The organism is Glutamicibacter sp. 2E12, assembly GCF_050030965.1.
Lineage (GTDB): Bacteria > Actinomycetota > Actinomycetes > Actinomycetales > Micrococcaceae > Glutamicibacter.
This window is the reverse complement of record NZ_CP188297.1, coordinates 312,620-330,282: the sequence shown is the minus strand read 5'-3', so window position 1 is coordinate 330,282 and position 17,663 is coordinate 312,620. Positions and strand designations below refer to the sequence as shown.

Annotated in this window: 8 protein-coding genes, 3 rRNA genes and 1 pseudogene; all 12 read left to right on the top strand. The window is 60.2% G+C overall.

What is annotated here, in order from left to right:
• The first annotated feature begins 233 nt into the window (after positions 1-233).
• The 12 genes and pseudogenes from ACP3TE_RS01490 to recN all read left to right on the top strand — a co-directional run bounded on the left by ACP3TE_RS01490 (position 234) and on the right by recN (position 17,586).
• Entirely contained in the window at positions 234-2,507 is a 2,274-nt protein-coding gene (locus ACP3TE_RS01490) for a HelD family protein (RefSeq protein ID WP_426736167.1), read from the top strand.
• A gap of 190 nt (positions 2,508-2,697) precedes the next feature.
• Positions 2,698-4,017, top strand: a complete 1,320-nt coding sequence (gene tyrS / locus ACP3TE_RS01485; RefSeq protein WP_105658122.1) for a tyrosine--tRNA ligase — start codon at positions 2,698-2,700, stop codon at positions 4,015-4,017.
• A 522-nt stretch (positions 4,018-4,539) separates the two neighbouring features.
• A 16S ribosomal RNA gene (locus ACP3TE_RS01480) occupies positions 4,540-6,065 on the top strand.
• A gap of 598 nt (positions 6,066-6,663) precedes the next feature.
• Positions 6,664-9,796, top strand: a 23S ribosomal RNA gene (locus ACP3TE_RS01475).
• A gap of 150 nt (positions 9,797-9,946) precedes the next feature.
• Positions 9,947-10,063, top strand: a 5S ribosomal RNA gene (rrf, locus tag ACP3TE_RS01470).
• Together the 16S, 23S and 5S rRNA genes form the textbook arrangement of a ribosomal RNA operon.
• Before the next feature lie 389 nt (positions 10,064-10,452).
• A pseudogene (locus tag ACP3TE_RS01465) lies at positions 10,453-11,223 on the top strand (DEAD/DEAH box helicase); the annotation flags it as partial.
• A gap of 495 nt (positions 11,224-11,718) precedes the next feature.
• Positions 11,719-12,597, top strand: coding sequence for a hypothetical protein (locus tag ACP3TE_RS01460; RefSeq protein WP_426736165.1), 879 nt, complete (start codon positions 11,719-11,721; stop codon positions 12,595-12,597).
• Positions 12,598-12,645: 48 nt separating this feature from the next.
• Positions 12,646-13,653 (top strand): HAD-IIA family hydrolase, encoded by a 1,008-nt coding sequence (locus tag ACP3TE_RS01455; RefSeq protein WP_426734969.1) that lies wholly within the window; start codon positions 12,646-12,648, stop codon positions 13,651-13,653.
• Between the two features lie 2 nt (positions 13,654-13,655).
• Positions 13,656-13,829, top strand: a complete 174-nt coding sequence (locus tag ACP3TE_RS01450) for a hypothetical protein (RefSeq protein ID WP_388063492.1) — start codon at positions 13,656-13,658, stop codon at positions 13,827-13,829.
• Positions 13,826-14,614, top strand: a complete 789-nt coding sequence (locus ACP3TE_RS01445; protein ID WP_105659025.1) for a TlyA family RNA methyltransferase — start codon at positions 13,826-13,828, stop codon at positions 14,612-14,614. Before ACP3TE_RS01450 ends, ACP3TE_RS01445 begins: the two co-directional genes overlap by 4 nt.
• 74 nt (positions 14,615-14,688) lie before the next feature.
• Positions 14,689-15,714, top strand: coding sequence for an NAD kinase (locus ACP3TE_RS01440; protein WP_105659026.1), 1,026 nt, complete (start codon positions 14,689-14,691; stop codon positions 15,712-15,714).
• Between the two features lie 117 nt (positions 15,715-15,831).
• Positions 15,832-17,586, top strand: coding sequence for a DNA repair protein RecN (recN, locus tag ACP3TE_RS01435; protein ID WP_426734966.1), 1,755 nt, complete (start codon positions 15,832-15,834; stop codon positions 17,584-17,586).
• Positions 17,587-17,663: the final 77 nt, after the last annotated feature.

Here is a 17,663-nt window from a genome sequence, read left to right as displayed (position 1 = left end):
GCAGCCGGGAAGCGGCGCGCAGGTAACAAACCGCCACGCTTCCACGCCGCTGGCGAACAGCCCGGCAGCGGGCCCGGCCAGCGCTTGGCACCGGTGCGCGCGATTACCTGCGCCGGGCCAAAGGCGCGTATCATTATCTGTCCTGTGTTTTTACGTGGGAACCGTTTTACGTAGGGCCCTGTGCTTTGCGCAGGGGCACATTTTGAGCGCGAGGGGAAACTGGGTTGACCGATATGATCGAGGCCGATCTGTTAGCTGAATCCGACTATGTGGGCCGCCTGTACGCGCGGCTGGACGAGTTGCGCGCCGAAAAGGTGGAGCAGCTTGAGCGCACCCGGGCCCAGGGGGCGGTGGGCACCTTCCAGAACATGTCCGAACGCGACTCTTTCGCCACCCTCTACGAGGACCGGATTGCCCAGCTCGACGCCGTCGAGGACCGCCTGGTCTTCGGCCGCCTGGATATGGCAGCCAACGGCCAGGGGCAGCAGTCCGGCAACGGCTCATCCTCCGGCACCCCCCGCTACATCGGCCGCATCGGCCTGTCCGACGAGGACCTGAACCGGCTGATGATCGACTGGCGCGCCAGCGAAGCGGCCCCCTTCTACCAGGCGACCGCGCTGAATCCGCGCGGGGTGCGCCGCCGCCGCCACCTGATGCTCAAGGGCCGGACCGTGGCCGGCATCGAGGACGACGTGCTCGACGAGACCTGGCTGGATGAGGGGCACACCCACCACGGCGAGGGCGCGCTGATGGCCGCTTTGCGCGAGAAGCGCACCGGCCGCATGGGCGATATCGTCGGCACCATCCAGGCCGAGCAGGATGCGATCATCCGCGCGCAGCTGCCCGGCGCCGTCGTGGTCCAGGGCGGTCCGGGCACCGGCAAGACCGCCGTCGCCCTGCACCGCGCGGCGTTCCTGCTCTACGAGTACCGCGAACGGCTGAAGAACGCCGGGGTGCTGATCGTCGGCCCGTCCACTTCCTTCATGCGCTACATCGAGCGCGTACTGCCCTCGCTGGGCGAGACCGGCGTGGTCATGTCCTCGGTGGGCGAGCTCTACCACGGCATCCACGCCGTGCCGGAAACCAACCGCACCGTCGCCCGGCTCAAGGGCCAGCTGTCCATGGCCAGGGTGATCGCCACTGCGGTGCGCAACCGCCAGCGGCTGATTCCGGAAACCCGCACCCTGGTGGTGGAGGGAACCCGCCTGACCCTGACCCCGAAGATGGTCAAGAACGCGCGCGAACGAGCCCGCCACACCCACAAGCCCTACAACGAGGCCCGCGAAACCTTCGTCAAGGTGCTGGTGGGGGACCTGGCCGAGCAGTTGCGCCGCAAGCTGGAGGAATCGGCCGGGCAGTCCTCGACCACCGACCGTTCCTACCTGCCCCAGGAAGTGCGCGAATCGCACGATGTGCGCGTGGCGCTGAACCTGTGCTGGATGCCGATGACCCCGCAGCAGCTGGTGGCCGAGTTGTTCGCCACCCCGCACCTTTTGGCCGCCGCGGCCCCGCATCTGGAGGAAACGGACCGCGACGCCCTGTACCGCCGGGCCGGCTCGCCGTTCACCGAGGCCGATGTGCCGCTGCTCGATGAGGCATCCGGGCTGCTCGGCGAGTTCGCCGACCCGCTGGCCGGCACGCACACCGCCCAGTACGAGGCCGACGTGGAAAATGCCAAGGCCGCGCTGCGCAATATGCACACCATGCTGGAAAACGCCGGCATCGACGGTGTGGTCACCGCGGAGCAGGTGGCCGGGGTGAACCAGGAAACTGCGGCCCGGCTCACGGCCGCCGAACGCGCCGTCGCCGATCGCACCTGGGCCTACGGGCACATCGTGGTCGACGAGGCGCAGGAGCTTTCGCCGATGCAATGGCGCCTGCTGGTTCGCCGCTGCCCGATGAAGTCCTTCACCATCGTGGGCGACATCGCCCAGACCTCGGCCGCCTCGGGCGCCAGCAGCTGGTCCCAGGCCCTGGAGCCGTTCTTCGGTGAGCGCTTCGAGCTCGAAGAGCTGACCGTCAACTACCGCACCCCGGCGCAGATCGCCGACGCGGCGGTGCGCGTGGCCCAGGCCGCCGGCCTGCGGATCACCACCCCGCAGGCGGTCCGCGAAGGCGACTGGCCACCGGTGCTGACCAAAACCACCGAGGCCGAAGTCCAGGATGCGGTCCTGGCCGCACTGGGCGAGGAGCTGGAGTACTCGGCCGGGGGACTGCAGGCGATCATCGTGCCTCAGCAGGATCTGGCCCGCATCCGCGCGGCGGTCCAGGACGTGCATGGCGACCGCGTTGGCGCCGGTTCGGGCGGATTGAGCCAGGACATCGTGGTGATCACCGCGCGCGAGTCCAAGGGCCTGGAATTCGACGGCGTGCTGATCCTGGAACCGGCCGAGCTGGTCGACGAGGTGGACGGCGGCGTGGGCGATTTGTATGTGGCGATGACCCGTACCACCCAGCGCCTGCGCGTGGTCCACACCCGCGAACTGCCTGAAGGCCTGGAAGGCTAGCAGCGCACCGGGGGGTCGGCTATGTGACCAAGGGGCGGGCCGGGGAAGTGGCACGAGCCTGCCACCAAGCGATAACCTTAAACCCATGCGCCGGGAAGGCAACCCCAACTCCCGGTGCGATCACAGGTGCACGCAAGCAGCAACGCGGGCACTCGGGGCAGAACGAAGACAGAAAATGGTCACAGTGAGCATGTCTGATACGAAGCAGAATCCCGTGATTGCGGGACAGAGCAACGACGCATCTTTCGAGAACGTCTGGCAGGAACTCAAGTGGCGCGGCCTGGTGCACGTGTCCACCGACGAAACCGAGCTGGAACGAGCCCTGTCCGAAGAGTCTGTGACCTACTATTGCGGGTTCGATCCCACTGCGCCGTCCCTGCATCTGGGCAACCTGGTGCAGTTGCTGAATATGCGCCGCCTGCAGCTGGCCGGCCACAAGCCGCTGGCCCTGGTTGGCGGTTCCACCGGCCTGATCGGCGACCCGCGCCAAACTGCGGAGCGCACCTTGAACACCAGGGAGACGGTGACCGAGTGGGTCGCCAAGCTCCAGGCGCAGGTTTCCCGCTTCCTCTCCGATGAGGGCGAGAACGCGGTGCAGCTGGTCAACAACCTGGACTGGACGCAGCAGCTGTCGGCCTTGGACTTCTTGCGCGATGTGGGCAAGTACTTCCGTGTGGGCACCATGATCAAGAAGGAGATCGTCGCCGCGCGACTGAACTCCGACGAGGGCATCAGCTACACCGAGTTCTCCTACCAGGTGCTGCAGGGCTACGACTTCCTGGAGCTGAACCGCCAGTACGGCTGCACCCTGCAGACCGGCGGCTCGGACCAGTGGGGCAACCTGACCAGCGGCACCGACCTGATCCGCAAGGTCCAGGGCAACTCGGTGCACGCCTACGGCACCCCGCTGATCACCAACTCCGACGGCACCAAGTTCGGCAAGTCCGAGGGCAACGCCATCTGGCTGGATGCCGAAATGTGCAGCCCGTACACCTTCTACCAGTTCTGGCTGAACACCTCCGACGCGGATGTGATCGACCGCTTGAAGGTATTCACCTTCCTGACCCGCGAGCAGATCGCGGAACTGGCAACCGAAGTTGCAGAGCGCCCGTTCAAGCGCGTCGCCCAGCGCACCTTGGCCTGGGAAGTCACTTCCCTGGTTCACGGTGTGCAGGCTACCGAGCAGGTGATCGCCGCTTCGGCTGCGGTCTTCGGCAATGGCGATCTGGGCGCGATTGATCTTCCTACCTTGGAATCGGTTATCGCGGAGCTGCCTTCGGCGAAGGTTGCTGCGGACGATCTGGGCATTTTGAATGTCCTGGTTGCCTCGGGCCTGAGCAAGTCATTGTCCGAAGCACGCCGTACGGTCACTGAAGGTGGCGCCTACGTCAATAACGGCAAGGTTGGCGGCATCGAAACTGAACTGGCCGAGGCGGACTTCCTGCATGGCCGCTACGCGATCGTGCGCCGCGGCAAGAAGAACATGGCAGTGGCTGAACTGGCCAAGTAGGGCCCAGTAACTACCGCACTACACGAAACCGCCGGAAAAGCTTGTGAACCAAGACACTTTTCCGGCGGTTTTGTTGTACCTAATTATGATAATCCCTAGTCAAGGTAGGATTAGTGGCTGAAATTCGACCCGTAGGCCGATTTTGCGTCGTGGCTGAACCCGTGTAGAGTTTTATCTCGCGCCGCTGATCCGGACAGCCTGAAAGGGCGAAACGGAAACGGCGGGGTGAACAAGACTGAAACGTCGAGTTGACAACAGTCAACTTGGTGGTAAGCTTGTAAAGTTGCTCCGGAGCGAAGCAGTCATCGAAGGATTGGTGGTTGTGGTGTCGAGAGTGTTTGTTGTTTGAGAACTCAATAGTGTGCCAAGTTTGTTGATACCGAATATTTTTATTTGGTGAATACATAACATTTGCTTGAGGCATTGCACCCCCGTGCAGTGTTCTTGAGTGTTTTATTATTCGCCAGGACTTCATTGGCTTCGCCCTTATTTTCCAAGGGGTTGCCGGTGGCTTTTTATTTTTTTATGGAGAGTTTGATCCTGGCTCAGGATGAACGCTGGCGGCGTGCTTAACACATGCAAGTCGAACGATGAAGCCCAGCTTGCTGGGTGGATTAGTGGCGAACGGGTGAGTAACACGTGAGTAACCTGCCCCCGACTCTGGGATAAGCCCGGGAAACTGGGTCTAATACCGGATATTACCTTTGACCGCATGGTTGTTGGTGGAAAGATTTATCGGTGGGGGATGGACTCGCGGCCTATCAGCTTGTTGGTGAGGTAATGGCTCACCAAGGCGACGACGGGTAGCCGGCCTGAGAGGGTGACCGGCCACACTGGGACTGAGACACGGCCCAGACTCCTACGGGAGGCAGCAGTGGGGAATATTGCACAATGGGCGAAAGCCTGATGCAGCGACGCCGCGTGAGGGATGACGGCCTTCGGGTTGTAAACCTCTTTCAGTAGGGAAGAAGCGAAAGTGACGGTACCTGCAGAAGAAGCGCCGGCTAACTACGTGCCAGCAGCCGCGGTAATACGTAGGGCGCAAGCGTTATCCGGATTTATTGGGCGTAAAGAGCTCGTAGGCGGTTTGTCGCGTCTGCCGTGAAAGTCCGAGGCTCAACCTCGGATCTGCGGTGGGTACGGGCAGACTAGAGTGATGTAGGGGAGACTGGAATTCCTGGTGTAGCGGTGAAATGCGCAGATATCAGGAGGAACACCGATGGCGAAGGCAGGTCTCTGGGCATTTACTGACGCTGAGGAGCGAAAGCATGGGGAGCGAACAGGATTAGATACCCTGGTAGTCCATGCCGTAAACGTTGGGCACTAGGTGTGGGGGACATTCCACGTTTTCCGCGCCGTAGCTAACGCATTAAGTGCCCCGCCTGGGGAGTACGGCCGCAAGGCTAAAACTCAAAGGAATTGACGGGGGCCCGCACAAGCGGCGGAGCATGCGGATTAATTCGATGCAACGCGAAGAACCTTACCAAGGCTTGACATGTGCCAGACCGCCTCAGAGATGGGGTTTCCCTTCGGGGCTGGTTCACAGGTGGTGCATGGTTGTCGTCAGCTCGTGTCGTGAGATGTTGGGTTAAGTCCCGCAACGAGCGCAACCCTCGTTCCATGTTGCCAGCACGTAAAGGTGGGGACTCATGGGAGACTGCCGGGGTCAACTCGGAGGAAGGTGGGGATGACGTCAAATCATCATGCCCCTTATGTCTTGGGCTTCACGCATGCTACAATGGCCGGTACAATGGGTTGCGATACTGTGAGGTGGAGCTAATCCCTAAAAGCCGGTCTCAGTTCGGATTGGGGTCTGCAACTCGACCCCATGAAGTCGGAGTCGCTAGTAATCGCAGATCAGCAACGCTGCGGTGAATACGTTCCCGGGCCTTGTACACACCGCCCGTCAAGTCACGAAAGTTGGTAACACCCGAAGCCGATGGCCTAACCACCTTGTGTGGGGGGAGTCGTCGAAGGTGGGACTGGCGATTGGGACTAAGTCGTAACAAGGTAGCCGTACCGGAAGGTGCGGCTGGATCACCTCCTTTCTAAGGAGCTAACCATTATTGGTTGCCCATGCTGGACACGAGTGTTGTCCGGGTGGGTTGCTCATGGGTGGAATATCAATGGACTCAATACCGGAAAACGTGCTGGCTGATGCTGGTGCGGGGTATTGGCTGTGGCCGCGTGGTGCTTGGGCATCTGCTAGTACGCATTGCAGGGGGTTTTCTTCTTGCGGTGCTGGAATGCGGTGTGTGGGTGTTGTGTGGTTTGTATGGTTTGGCATGCTGTTGGGTTTTGAGGCAACAAGCCTCCTTTCCTGGTGAATGGTTGCTGGGGTTCTTCCTGTGGGGAGGGTCCTGGTGGTGTTCGCTTGGGTGAGGGGTTCTTGGTGTTTCGGTGTTTGTCCTGTGTTTGCTGCAAGGATGTCCTGTTGGATTGATGCTGGCCTTTGGTTGGTGTTGGTTTTGGGGTGTTGTTGCGGGGGTGCGGGGTTGTTGTTTGGGAACTGTATAGTGAACGCGAGCATCTTGCAGATGAGATGAGCTGGGTAGTCCTTTTCCTTGGATTGCCTGGTGTTGGAGTCTTGTCTGCGTGATTTTGTTAGATTGTTTTATTGCTCATATCTTTTGACTTTGATGTTGTGTTGAAGTTTTTAAGGGCGCACGGTGGATGCCTTGGCATCAAGAGCCGATGAAGGACGTGGGAATCTGCGATAAGCCTGGTGGAGTCGATAACCGGACGTTGAGACCAGGATTTCCGAATGGGGGAACCCCGCACCATGTTATGTGGTGTGACCTGCAGCTGAATGTATAGGCTGTGTGGAGGGAACGCGGGGAAGTGAAACATCTCAGTACCCGCAGGAAGAGAAAACAACAGTGATTCCGTTAGTAGTGGCGAGCGAACGCGGATGGGGCTAAACCGGTTGGTGTGTGATAGCGGATAGGCGTTGCATCACCGGGGTTGTGGGGTCGGCATGTACCAGCGCTATCTTGCTGGTGGGATGAGGTGCAGGCGTATAGGTGAATCGGTTGGAATGCCGGACCATAGAGGGTGATAGTCCCGTAGGTGTAATGCGTGTCTGCCGTTCTAGTGTTGATACCCGAGTAGCACGGGGCCCGTGAAACCTTGTGTGAATCTGCCAGGACCACCTGGTAAGCCTGAATACTACTTGATGACCGATAGTGAATCAGTACCGTGAGGGAATGGTGAAAAGTACCCCGGGAGGGGAGTGAAATAGTACCTGAAACCGTGCGCTTACAATCCGTTAGAGCTGGGGACTTGTTCCCTGGTGATGGCGTGCCTTTTGAAGAATGAGCCTGCGAGTTAGTGTTACGTCGCGAGGTTAACCCGTGTGGGGAAGCCGTAGCGAAAGCGAGTCTGAATAGGGCGTTTGAGTGGCGTGATCTAGACCCGAAGCGAAGTGATCTACCCATGGCCAGGTTGAAGCGCGTGTAAGAGCGTGTGGAGGACCGAACCCACTTCAGTTGAAAATGGAGGGGATGAGCTGTGGGTAGGGGTGAAAGGCCAATCAAACTTCGTGATAGCTGGTTCTCCCCGAAATGCATTTAGGTGCAGCGTTGCGTGTTTCTTGCTGGAGGTAGAGCTACTGGATAGGCGATGGGCCCTACAAGGTTACTGACCTTAGCCAAACTCCGAATGCCGGCAAGTGAGAGCGCAGCAGTGAGACTGTGGGGGATAAGCTTCATAGTCGAGAGGGAAACAGCCCAGAACGCCAACTAAGGCCCCTAAGCGTGTGCTAAGTGGAAAAGGATGTGGAGTTGCTGTGACAACCAGGAGGTTGGCTTAGAAGCAGCCACCCTTGAAAGAGTGCGTAATAGCTCACTGGTCAAGTGATTCCGCGCCGATAATGTAGCGGGGCTCAAGCACACCGCCGAAGTTGCGTCATTCAAATATTAACCTGGTTTCGATTGGGTGTTTGGATGGGTAGGGGAGCGTCGTGTGGACGGTGAAGTCGCGGTGTAAACCAGCGGTGGAGGCCACACGAGTGAGAATGCAGGCATGAGTAGCGAATGACGGGTGAGAAACCCGTCCGCCGAATGATCAAGGGTTCCAGGGTTAAGCTAATCTGCCCTGGGTTAGTCGGGACCTAAGGCGAGGCCGACAGGCGTAGTCGATGGACAACGGGTTGATATTCCCGTACCGGCGAAGGACCGCCCATACTGAGCTGTGGATGCTAACCATGATTGACGCTAGCTGTTGGTGCCTTCGGGTATCTTGCTGGTTGATGTGGTGGGAACCGATGCAGTGAGGTCAGCGTATTAACAGGTGTGACGCAGGAAGGTAGCCGAGCCAGGCAATGGAATTGACCTGGTCCAAGGGTGTAGGAAGAGTGGTTGGCAAATCCGCCGCTCATATATTCTGAGACCTGATAGGCGCCCCGTTTTCGGGGTGATTCGGTGATCCTATGCTGCCTAGAAAAGCATCGGCGCGAGGTCCAAGTCCGCCCGTACCCCAAACCGACACAGGTGATCAGGTAGAGAATACTAAGGCGATCGAGAGAATCATGGTTAAGGAACTCGGCAAAATGCCCCCGTAACTTCGGAAGAAGGGGGGCCTGCCCCGTGATGAGAACTTGCTTCTCTGATGCGGGTGTGGGCCGCAGAGACCAGGGGGAAGCGACTGTTTACTAAAAACACAGGTCCGTGCGAAGTCGCAAGACGATGTATACGGACTGACTCCTGCCCGGTGCTGGAAGGTTAAGAGGACTGGTTAGCAGTAATGCGAAGCTGAGAATTTAAGCCCCAGTAAACGGCGGTGGTAACTATAACCATCCTAAGGTAGCGAAATTCCTTGTCGGGTAAGTTCCGACCTGCACGAATGGAGTAACGACTTCCCCGCTGTCTCAACCATGAACTCGGCGAAATTGCAGTACGAGTAAAGATGCTCGTTACGCGCAGCAGGACGGAAAGACCCCGAGACCTTTACTATAGTTTGGTATTGGTGTTCGGTGCAGCTTGTGTAGGATAGGTGGGAGACTGTGAAGCTTGGACGCTAGTTCAGGTGGAGTCATCGTTGAAATACCACTCTGGCTGTACCGGTCACCTAACTTCGGACCATGATCTGGTTCAGGGACAGTGCCTGATGGGTAGTTTAACTGGGGCGGTTGCCTCCTAAAATGTAACGGAGGCGCCCAAAGGTTCCCTCAGCCTGGTTGGCAATCAGGTGTCGAGTGTAAGTGCACAAGGGAGCTTGACTGTGAGAGTGACAGCTCGAGCAGGGACGAAAGTCGGGACTAGTGATCCGGCGGCACCTCGTGGAAGGGCCGTCGCTCAACGGATAAAAGGTACCTCGGGGATAACAGGCTGATCTTGCCCAAGAGTCCATATCGACGGCATGGTTTGGCACCTCGATGTCGGCTCGTCGCATCCTGGGGCTGGAGTAGGTCCCAAGGGTTGGGCTGTTCGCCCATTAAAGCGGTACGCGAGCTGGGTTTAGAACGTCGTGAGACAGTTCGGTCCCTATCCGCTGCGCGCGTTGGAAATTTGAGAAGGGCTGTCCTTAGTACGAGAGGACCGGGACGGACGAACCTCTGGTGTGTCAGTTGTACTGCCAAGTGCATCGCTGATTAGCTACGTTTGGAAGGGATAACCGCTGAAAGCATCTAAGCGGGAAGCCTGCTTCGAGATGAGATTTCCATGCACCTTGAGTGTGAGAGGCCCCCAGCTAGACCACTGGGTTGATAGGCAGGATGTGGAAGCAAGGACTAAAGACTTGTGTAGCTGACCTGTACTAATAGGCCGATGACTTTCAACACACAATAAAACAATATTGAACTGATGATTTCAATGCTGTTCGCGTTCACTATGCGGTTACGAGACAACAACCTCAAACCGAAAAAATACATGGCTTTTGCATGACACCGAAGGCAACACCAAACCGCAGGGTTTGTGTGCTTCGTGATTGTTACGGCGGTCATAGCGTGGGGGAAACGCCCGGTCCCATACCGAACCCGGAAGCTAAGGCCCACTGCGCCGATGGTACTGCACTCGTGAGGGTGTGGGAGAGTAGGTCACCGCCGGACTTAACTTGAGTAGATGGTTTGAGGCCCTGGTACCGTTTGGTGCCGGGGCCTCACCTGTTTAACCCGTGCCCTGGTAGCCGACTTGCTACAGCCTATGGGTTCAGTTTCATGCTGGGCCTTTTTGTCGTTAACCCCTTTTAGAAGAGTTGAATCTATCAAGGGGCTTCGATCGGCTACGCATGCGTCGATGGCTGGGGGACAACCTTAGGGCCGCCACTGAGTGTCTTGCCACATTGGACCCGTTTCTCTATGGTATGAATCGTGCCTCCCGTAGACTTGAATTTAGATGTACATGCCTCGAGGGCATGCTGAATAGTTAATAGTGAAGTGATTTGCAAAGGCAAACACGAAGGTTGCGGTATTGAGATAGCCGCTGAAGGGGACATTAGATGTCTAACGAATTCCGCCGTAACTCCGACAACGGACGAGGCGACTTCCGGAACTCAGATTCAAACCGCAACAACTCCCGCGATGGCTTCAAGCGTCGCGACGACCGTAGTGATTTCAAGCGCAGCGACGATAACCGTGGTGGCTTCCGCGGTGACCGTAATGCTGACCGCGGCGGTGACTTCAAGCGTGATGACAACCGCGGTGGCGGCTTCAAGCGTGATGACAACCGCGGTGGCGGCTTCAAGCGTGATGACAACCGTGGTGGTGGCTTCAAGCGTGATGACAACCGTGGTGGTGGCTTCAAGCGTGATGACAACCGTGGTGGTGGCTTCAAGCGTGATGACAACCGTGGTGGTGGCTTCAAGCGTGATGACAACCGTGGTGGCGGTTTCCGCAATGACGATCGTGGCGGCTTCAAGCGCGATGACAACCGCGGTGGCGGTTTCCGTGGCGAGCGTCGCGATGACAACCGCGGTGGTGGCTTCAAGCGTGACGATAACCGCGGTGGCGGTTTCCGCAATGATGACCGTGGTGGTTTCCGCGGCGAGCGTCGCGATGACAACCGTGGCGGTGGCTTCCGCAATGATGACCGTGGTGGTTTCCGTGGCGAGCGTCGCGATGACAACCGTGGCGGTGGCTTCAAGCGTGAGGACAACCGCGGTGGTGGCTTCAAGCGCGATGACAACCGTGGTGGCGGTTTCCGCAATGATGACCGTGGCGGCTTCAAGCGTGACGACAACCGTGGTGGCGGTTTCCGCAATGACGATCGTGGCGGCTTCAAGCGTGATGACAACCGTGGCGGTGGCTTCAAGCGTGACGACAACCGTGGTGGCGGTTTCCGCAATGATGACCGTGGTGGCTTCAAGCGTGACGACAACCGTGGTGGCGGTTTCCGCAATGACGATCGTGGCGGCTTCAAGCGTGACGATAACCGCGGTGGCGGTGGCTTCAAGCGTGATGACAACCGCGGTGGTGGCTTCAAGCGTGACGACAACCGCGGCGGCGGTTTCCGCAATGACGACCGAGGCGGGTTCAAGCGTGACGATAACCGCGGTGGTGGCTTCAAGCGTGATGACAACCGTGGCGGTGGCTTCAAGCGTGCCGACGACCGTCGCTCGAAGGGTGAGTACCCAGCACGTGAAGACCGCTTTGCTGATAAGCGCGGTGACGCACCGCGCGCACATAATCCTGGCGATCTTCGCATCTCGAACCGTGCCGATCGTGAACAGTCCCCAGATATCGATGAGGATGTTACCGGTAAGGAGTTGGACCGCGTAGCACGCGCCCAGCTGCGTTACCTCGAAGAGCGCTCGGCAAGCTGGGTCGCCAAGCACTTGGTGATGGCTGGCCGCCTGCTGGAAGACGACCCAGAGCTGGCATACGAGCACACCCTGGCAGCATCGCGCCGCGGCGGCCGTGTCGCGGTGGTTCGCGAGGCCGTTGGCATCGCTGCCTACCACGCTGGCAAGTACGCCGATGCACTGCGCGAACTGCGTACCCACCGTCGTATTTCCGGTTCGGACTACAACCTGCCATTGATCGCTGACTCGCTGCGTGGCCTGGGCCGCCCAGAGAAGGCAATCGAGCTCGCCCATTCCGAGGAATGCGCCAATCTGGAAAGCGCCGTCAAGGTTGAAATGCAGATGGTTGCTGCCGGTTCGTATGGTGACTTGGGCAAGCTGGATAAGGCTCTGGCTGAGCTGGAGTCGCTGGAACAGCTGAACTTCAACCGTGCCTTCTCCTTCAGCCCACGTTTGTTCACTGCCTACGCTGATCTGCTGTCGGCTGCCGGCCGTGCAGAAGACGCGAAGCGCTGGAACGCTCAGGTCGAGGTTGCAGAAAGCGCCCTGGGCATCGAGCGTGAAACCGAATCCTTCATCATGGACCTGGCTCCGGAGATGGATGAGGAAGAAGAAACCCCACGCGCCAAGGATCTGATCGAGCCTTCCGAAGCTGAAGAAGCAGATGCCGAAGCTGAAGCTGAAGCTGAGGCTGAAGAAGCAGATGCAGAAGCCGAGGCCGAAGAAGCCGAAGAGGCAGAAGCCGAGCAGACCGGCATCGACGAGGAAGATGACCTGAACGAAGTCATCGAATCCGACACGGAAGCCGGCGAAGCTGACGTGGAAGAAGAATCGGCGAAGTAAGCTTTGGCGTAGTAGCCAAATACCTCAAGTAGTAGGAACCACCACCGAATGCTGATTTCCGGATTTGATTCCGTCCTCTCCGACTTGGACGGCGTCGTCTATGCTGGCCCGAACGCTATTGACGACGCCGTGGAGTCGCTGAATACCCTCGCGGAAGTGAATGTCACCTTGGCGTTCATTACCAACAATGCTGGGCGTTCGCCGATGTCCGTCGCGGCCCACCTGCGCCAGCTGGGCGTGAAAACCAGCGCTGAGCAGGTTTTCGGTTCTGCCGACGCCGGTGCGGAGATGCTGGCCCGCGAATTGAATCCGGGATCCAAGGTTTTGGTGGTGGGTTCCCCCTACCTGCGCGAATGCATTGCCGTGCGCGGGTTGGAAGTCGTCGAATCCCATAAGGAAGAACCCGTGGCGGTGATCCAGGGGTTCGACCCGGACATCTCGTGGAAGAATCTGGCCGAGGCCAGCTACGCGATCAATCACGGTGCCACATGGGTTGCCACCAACACCGACCTGACGATTCCGCGCGCCGAGGGCCTGGCCCCGGGCAACGGATCGCTGGTCAATGCGGTGAAACTGGCCACGAGCGTGGAACCACGCGTGGCGGGAAAACCCGAATCCTACCTGTTCGCGCGGGCCGCGGACCGACTGGATTCCCAGCGCCCGCTGGTCGTCGGCGACCGCCTGGATACCGACATCCTCGGCGGCTTCCGTGCCGGGTTCTCCACCGCACTGGTGCTGACCGGTGTGGACACGCCGCGCACCGCATTGGGCGCACCGGTCGAGCAGCGCCCCAACTACCTCATCAATTCGATGGCTGATCTGTACCGGCCGTACCCGACCATCAAGGTCCTGGGGTACGGCGTGCAGGTCGGCGACGCGGTTGCCAAGGTCGATAACGGCGCGATCGAAGTCTCGGGCAGCGACCAGGACCTGAATGCCTGGCGCGCCGCCTGCCATGCCTGGTGGCTGGCCCATCCGCGCCAGTCGGGGCACGAAGAACCGGAAATCCGGTTTACCGAACGCGGGCTCGATGCCCTGCGCAAGATCCGGGGCTAAGCATGCAGCCGCAGAATCCTCTTCCGAGCCCTGGCCCTCGCGGGCCGGATGATGCAGCAGTGGAGCAGGCGCTGTCTTCCCTGGCCGACCATGACATTACCGAGCATGCCGGAATCTATGAGCAACTGCTCGCCGGCCTGCAGCAAGAACTGAATCGTACGGAGCACGGCGCGTGAATCGCCTGGATCAAGAACTTGTCACCCGTGGGCTGGCGCGCTCGCGCACCGAAGCAGCCAAGCTGATCGATGCCCAGCGGGTGCTGCTGAACGGGCAGGCCGCCACCAAGGCCGCCAAGAAGGTTTCCGCCACCGATGAGCTGGCGCTGGTGCCCAGCGAAGGCGAAGAATACGTCTCCCGTGCCGGGCATAAGCTCGCCGGAGCCCTAGATGCTTTTACGACTATTGACCCCGCTGGCCTGCACTGCCTGGACGCCGGTGCCTCGACCGGCGGCTTCACCGACGTGCTGTTGCGCCGCGGTGCGAAATCTGTGGTCGCAGCCGATGTAGGCCATGGCCAGCTGGTCGACGAGCTGCGCGAAGACCCCCGCGTCACGGTCCACGAAGGACTGAACGTCCGCTATCTGGCCCCCGAAGATATTGGGGGACCAGTCGACCTCGTAGTAGCCGACTTGTCCTTTATTTCGCTGCGCCTGGTGATCGACGCCTTGGCCGGGGCCGCCAAGGACGGCGGCTTCCTGCTGCTGATGGTCAAGCCGCAGTTCGAGGTCGGGCGCGAACACCTGAACCGCACCGGCGTGGTCACCGATCCCGCCCTGCGCCGCAGCTCCGTTGAAGCGGTGGTCGCCAGCGCGCAAGCCGCGGGACTGCACCTGCGCGGGCTGGCACGCAGCCCGCTGCCGGGACAGGACGGCAATGTCGAATTCTTCCTTTGGCTTGCCGCAGGAGAGGATCCACAGCCTGCCGATGTTCCACGCATCGGGCAGGATGTTGACTATTCTTAGTAGTGACGTGTTTTAGCCGTGGTCGATAACCACGGTCATTTTGCACCTCGCGATGCTGAGAGGGGCCGACCGCCTTGCGCCGAATCCTGATTTTCACCCATACCGGACGCCAAGAAGCGATCACCGCGGCCATAGAAACCTGCGCCCTGCTCAACGCCGCCGGAGCTATCCCGGTGATGCGCGGCAAGGACCAGCTGGCGATGACCGAAGCGATCGGCGCGGCTGTGCCTTCGGTGCAGGTGCTCGGCGAGGATTGCCAGATCGAGGACGTCGACATGGGCGTGGTGCTCGGTGGCGATGGCTCCGTGTTGCGTGCCGCGGAATTGGTGCGGGAATCCCCGATGCCGCTGGTGGGGGTAAACCTCGGGCATGTGGGTTTCCTCGCAGAAGCAGAACGCAGCGAACTGGCCTCCACCGTGGAAGCACTGGTCAATGAGACCTACACCGTGGAAGAACGCATGACCATGGAGGTCAAGGTGTGGCTGGACAACGTCTGCCTCGCCGAGACCTGGGCCTTGAACGAGGCCGCGGTGGAAAAGGCCAACCGCGAACGCATGGTCGAGGTCGTGATCGAGGTCGACGGCAGGCCGATCTCCACCTTCGGTTGCGATGGTGTTGTGATGGCCACGCCTACCGGTTCCACCGCGTACTCCTTCTCCGCCGGCGGCCCGGTGGTCTGGCCGGACGTGGCGGCGCTGATCATGGTGCCGATCTCCGCGCACGCACTGTTCGCCAAGCCCCTGGTCATTTCCCCGGATTCGATCATGGCCGTCGAAATGCTGACCCGCACCGATGCCGGGGCCGTGCTCTGGTGCGATGGACGGCGCACCATCGAGCTGCCGCCGGGAGCCCGTGTGGAAGTAACGCGCAGCGACCGCCCGGTGTACATGGCGCGATTGAACACGACGCCGTTTTCCGAGCGCCTGGTCAACAAGTTCGAGCTGCCCATTACCGGTTGGCGCGGACCAGCGAAGGAAGAGGCGCGCCGTCCGGCCACTACGGCACTGCCGGTGATCGGACCAGGCCTGCAAAGCGTCGATCCGCATTACCGCGATGAACCGGGCATTCCCATGGTGGGACGCCCCGAGGACCAGGACTGAATAGCGGCCTCGAAGAAAAACTTTCCACACGCTCGAACATAGTTACGAAAAATAGGGTTAGAACACATATACTAAAAGCGCACGGTACGACTTGAACTCGACATTCGGGAGCAGGCATTGATTCAGGAAATCCAGATATCCAACCTTGGGGTGATCACCGAGGCCACGCTTCCGCTTGGTCCGGGACTCACGGTAGTCACGGGTGAAACCGGCGCTGGCAAGACCATGGTGATCACCGCCTTGTCCCTGCTGCTCGGGCGCCGGGCCGATGCCGGTGCGGTGCGCAACGGCGCCAAGCACGCCCTGGCTGAAGCCGTGGTGCACTTGCCGCCAGATCACCATGTGCTCGATGCCGCAGGCCAAGCAGGCGCATTCATCGAACCAGCAGGGGAGAACAGCGAACTGCTGCTTTCACGCTCGCTCTCGGCCCAAGGCCGTTCACGCACCACCATCGGCGGACGCAGCGCCCCTGTCGGCCTGCTGGCCGAGCTGGGGCACGATCTGGTGGCCGTCCATGGCCAGTCGGACCAGATTCGCCTGAAAGAGCCGGTAGCCCAACGCGATGCCCTGGACCGCTTTGCTGGCAGCTCGCTGTCGCGCACGCTAAGCAACTACCAGCGAGCCTACCGCCAGTGGCGATCGGCTTCCAAGGAGCTGGCGGGGCTCAAAACCGAATCGCGCAACCGTGTTCGCGAAGCAGAGAACTTGCGCCTGGCGCTGGACGAGATCGATTCCCTGGATCCGCAGCCGGGCGAGGACGAAGCCTTGCGCGAGCAATCCATGAAGCTGGGCAATGTCGAGTCCCTGCGCACCGCCGGCCGGCAGGCGCAAGCCGTCATCGACTCGGAGGATTTCGAGAACCCGGGCGTTACCACCCTGGCGGAGACCGCCCGCGGCGTGCTGGCCCAGGCCAGTGACGATGACACTGCGCTGGCCGCCTTCGCGGAGCGGGCAGCGGAACTGGGCATTCTCGCCTCGGAACTCTCCAGTGATCTTGCCGCCTACGTTGCCGACCTCGATGAAGAAGGCCCGGAGCGCTTGGCGCAGATTGAAGCCCGCCGTGCCGATTTGAGCAAGCTCATGCGCAAGTATGCACCGAGCATTGATCAGGTGCTCGCCTGGGCTGCCGAATCCCGTACCCGTCTGGAAGAACTCGGTGGGGATGACTCGCGCATCGAGGAGCTGGAAACAGAAGTCGTTGAATTGGAGCACAAGGTGGCCTCGCTGGCCTCGGACCTCTCCGACGCGCGCCGCAAGGCTGCCAAGAAACTCTCCGCGCAGGTTTCAGCCGAGCTCAAGGCCCTGGCGATGCCGGATGCCAAGCTCGTCATCGAGGTGAAGGAACTGGAAGAACCAGGTGCCTTCGGCCAGGACGCGATTTCCATGCTGCTGGCCCCGCATGCCGGAGCCTCGCCGCGACCGCTGGGCAAGGGTGCCAGCGGCGGCGAGCTCTCCCGCGTCATGCTGGCCATTGAAGTCGTCCTAGCGGCGGTCGACCCGGTGCCGACCTTCGTCTTTGACGAGGTGGACCAGGGCGTGGGTGGCAAAGCGGCGGTGGCCATTGGCGAGCGCCTGTCGATGCTGGCAAAGCATGTGCAGGTCATCGTCGTGACCCACCTGCCCCAGGTGGCCGCCTATGCGGATCGGCACATTCGTGTGATCAAGAATTCAGATGCCAAGTCGAAGGCGGGAGCTGGCTACACTGCCAGCGATGTCATCAGCTTGGATCAGGAAGCCCGCGTCAAGGAACTTGCGCGCATGCTCGCCGGCCAAGAGGAATCCGGCACGGCGCAGGCGCATGCTGAGGAGTTGCTTGAAGAAGCGCAGAACCTAGTGTCATCGCTCACCTCCAAGAAAATGGCGAAAGCCTAAAAGTCTTGGTGAGCCCCTGAATTACGGCAATGCTAGGGCATTGGCCGGAGGTGCACTAGAGTCTTATGAGGATGCGA